The 3,270-nt window shown below is 59.7% G+C and carries 3 protein-coding genes; 1 reads left to right on the top strand and 2 read right to left on the bottom strand.

Annotation, left to right across the window (positions count from 1 at the left end):
- Positions 1 to 66: 66 nt before the first annotated feature.
- The gene (locus VEK15_05465; protein ID HXV60121.1) at positions 67 to 288 is read left to right on the top strand and encodes a hypothetical protein; all 222 of its coding nucleotides are present in this window, start codon (positions 67 to 69) and stop codon (positions 286 to 288) included.
- Positions 289 to 297: 9 nt separating this feature from the next.
- Here VEK15_05465 and VEK15_05460 read toward each other — a convergent pair whose 3' ends face one another.
- Together VEK15_05460 and VEK15_05455 are read right to left on the bottom strand one after the other, a co-directional pair.
- Entirely contained in the window at positions 298 to 1,575 is a 1,278-nt protein-coding gene (locus VEK15_05460; protein HXV60120.1) for an ATP-binding protein, read from the bottom strand.
- A gap of 157 nt (positions 1,576 to 1,732) precedes the next feature.
- Positions 1,733 to 3,202, bottom strand: coding sequence for a hypothetical protein (locus tag VEK15_05455; protein HXV60119.1), 1,470 nt, complete (start codon positions 3,200 to 3,202; stop codon positions 1,733 to 1,735).
- Between the last annotated feature and the right edge of the window lie 68 nt (positions 3,203 to 3,270).

Raw genomic sequence — 3,270 nt, 5'->3', positions numbered from 1 at the left:
GAGTCCTTTCGAAGGCCTGGCGGCATTGACGGCACGCTACCTCGTCGATAAGAGGCCCTCGCCAGAATGCTCCACGATTCGGTCCGAGAGCGGCTCGCTCCAATTATCGAAGCGGGTGAGGCGGCCACCTGCGCGGTCGTCGATCTCGAGGTGCTTTTCAGCGCTCGAAACTACGCCGACCATCTCGGGATTCGTCGGCGCCGAGAATTGGCTTATGAGCGGGTCCCTGTCGACGACGCCGCGGAAGCGTCCCCTGAGCTCGCCGCCTTGGACTGCCCTCCACTCTGATACATCATTCTAGCTGACGTCCCCACGCTCCGGCGGGCCGAGGGCCCACGCGACGGGAAGGGCGAGGATGCGATCTTCGATGAAACGGACGTCTCGATCTTGCGAAAGCGCGAAACCGGCGAGCAAGGGTTTATCCAAGATTTCGTCGAGCTCGTGGAACGAGCGCAGGTCGGCTCGCGCGATGCGTCGGGTCTTCTTGATCTCGAACGCGACGAATCCATGTTCGAGCTCCAGCAACAGATCGACCTCGCGATCGTCGTAAGTTCGAAGGTGGTACGCGTCCGTCGCGATCCGCGCGGTGCGCACTTGTTTGTAGACTTCGGCGACGACCGCGGACTCGTACTCTTCGCCGGTGAGCTCGCCCCAGTGATTCAAGAGCGCGCGCAGAATGCCGGGATCGAGGAAATGAACCTTTGGTGACTTGGAAAGCCTCTTCTCGACGTTTCGGTGAAAGGGCGAGAGCTTGACCACCTGGTAGCTCAGCTCGAGATACCGCAAAAAGCGGCGGGCCGTTGCCGGGGCAATCCCTGCGGATCGCGCGAGGTCGCTGTAATTCACGAGCCGACCCGTGCGCGACGCGATGACCCTCTGGGCGACCACGAACGGCTCGAGGTCGCGCAGCGAAGCGAGGTCGGTGACGTCTCGCTCGAGATAAGTGCGTTGGTAGTCGTTGAGCCAGGCAATACGATCGTCGCGACTCAGCTCGGGGTCGGTGACGGTCGGCATGGCGCCGTAGTCGAGATAGGTCTCGAACCGGCGTTGAAGCGACGCGAACTGCGAGCTCGTTCCCGGAACACCGTCGAAGATCCCGAAATGGTTGGTATTCCTGAGCCACCGGACGAGACGCGATTCACGGCAGGAGTCGTCCCAAGACTCCGTCGCCATCTCGGGAAGGGTCAGGGGCCAAAGCTCTTCGATCGCTGCGCGCCCTGCGAGGCTCTCCCGTACCTTCGCGAGAAGGAGAATCTGACTGCTTCCGAGAAGGATGAATCGTGTTTGAGGGTAGGCGTCGTAGGCGGCTTTCACCGTTTCAACCAGTGAGGGCGCCTTCTGCACCTCGTCGAGCACGACGGTGGGATAGCGCTCCTCGAGCTCGGCTGCACTCATGCGCGAGTACGTCGGGCGAACGACAGGGTCCTCGAGAGAGACATACGGCCACTCGGGAAAGGCCCGTCGTACCAGCGTTGTTTTCCCCGTTTGACGTGCCCCGGTCAGCACGATCAGCCTGCCCAATTTGCTCCGAGCGCGGTCGGCGAGACGCGGAAGAATGGCGCGATTTCGAAACATAAGCGCCTATTATGGCGTAATATTAGCTATAAAGCAATTATATTACGCATATATCAGCCCTTCCGAGCTTATGCGAGGTCCGCGAACGTTGGAAGTCGGAAGAATCAACCGACCCATCGGCGCCCGACCGGTCATCCTGCGTGTATGGATAAGATTCTCAAAAGGCCAGGACCGTCTGGATCATCGGCACCCATCCGGTCATACCTGCCGTATAAGGAGTGAAGGCCCCGCTGTAAGGCGCTCTGTAAACTCGCATCAGTTCGGCGGTGAGCCACAAGCGCTCGGTCGGAAGGAAATACCACTTCACACCACCGGCATACTCATAAGGGCTGGCGAATTGTCCGAAAACCTTCCCTCCGCGGGCATACAGCACCAGCGTCTTTGGTACGACGAAGAGGCCCGCCGACAACTCGAAGCCGTGATCGAACGTCGATGAGAGGGGAAGCGGCCCGTCGGCAAGGAAGTCGTACACCCAGCGAAAGTAGTATTGCCCGTTGACCGAAAACCCGCTCTTTTTTAGACCGCCGTCGACCGCCCACATTCTGTAGGTGGCTTCCTGGACCGTTACACCCGGAGCAAACGCTCCGGTCGAGAAGGCAAGCACGCCGTCGGAATTGTAGATGGAAGTGTTGTCGGGACTAGTCTCGTCGATCTGGGAAAAACGGTCTTCCCGGGACCTCGTAAGACTGGTTCCGATCCGAACGCGAGTGTTTTCCGAGGCGAAGTAGTCGTCATACATCTGGCGCGATTTACCAGGCAGCGAATACTGTCCCAGTGGTTCCCACCAGACACTGCCGGACAGCACCAGATTCGTATCGATCTGGTTTGCCGAGATATTCAAGGTATTGAGACCGTTGCCGACGAACGCCAAGTAGCTCAGATCCTTCAGGGGTTGTCCGTTCGCCCAGACTCCCTGGGTGAAGCCGGGGCGGAAGAAGTTGTCCGCCATGCTCCGATCGGTGGCCGTAAAGAATGGGAACGTGTTCACCAGCGATCGGCTGCCTGGCACGCCCGTGTAACCCGCGGTGATCGCGAGGGCCTTGTTGAATTGCCAGCCGATGTTGCTCGCGACAACGATCGAAGCGGCCCCGGCGGACGTCCAGACCGTGAAGCTGTATCGCGCCCGCTGGTCGAAGATGTAGCCGCCCAGGATGAACATCGCGCGGTTGACCGTGATGTCGTTGCGCGTATGAACGTCGCGGGCAACACCCAGGTGGTCGGTGTAAGCCTCGTCGCTATCCTGGGTGTTGAGATATCGGAGTTGGGTATTGATGTTGAACTTCAGCAGGAAAGGCACGTCAGCGTCCGGGGGAGTTTCCCAGATGACAATTCCGTCTTTATAGCGTTCGTTGATTGTCTGTGGCGCGGCAGCGGATGCCACCTGTCCGGAAGCACTTGCTGAATCTGTCACGACCAGTGGCGTATTCGACAGCGCATCTGCTGCCGCCACCTCGATTTCGCTTTGCAGATTCTTTGGCTTGGGGTACTCCGCCGCGCCCCCGTTCCCCCCACTGCCTGGGTTGGATTCCGAAACGGCAGCCGTGCTGTCTGGCTGGGTTGCAGGAGACTGTGCGGAGGCAGGAGTCGTGGAGAACGCAACTGATGTCAACGCCAGAGCGACGGACATCTTGACGAATGCGCGGCGTATCGACACTTGCGAAGCTCTCCCCCTCCCGAAGCCATCCCGAAATGATT

It is taken from the genome of Vicinamibacteria bacterium (assembly GCA_035620555.1).
Classification (GTDB): domain Bacteria; phylum Acidobacteriota; class Vicinamibacteria; order Marinacidobacterales; family SMYC01; genus DASPGQ01.
This window is presented reverse-complemented; position numbering and strand designations above follow the sequence as displayed.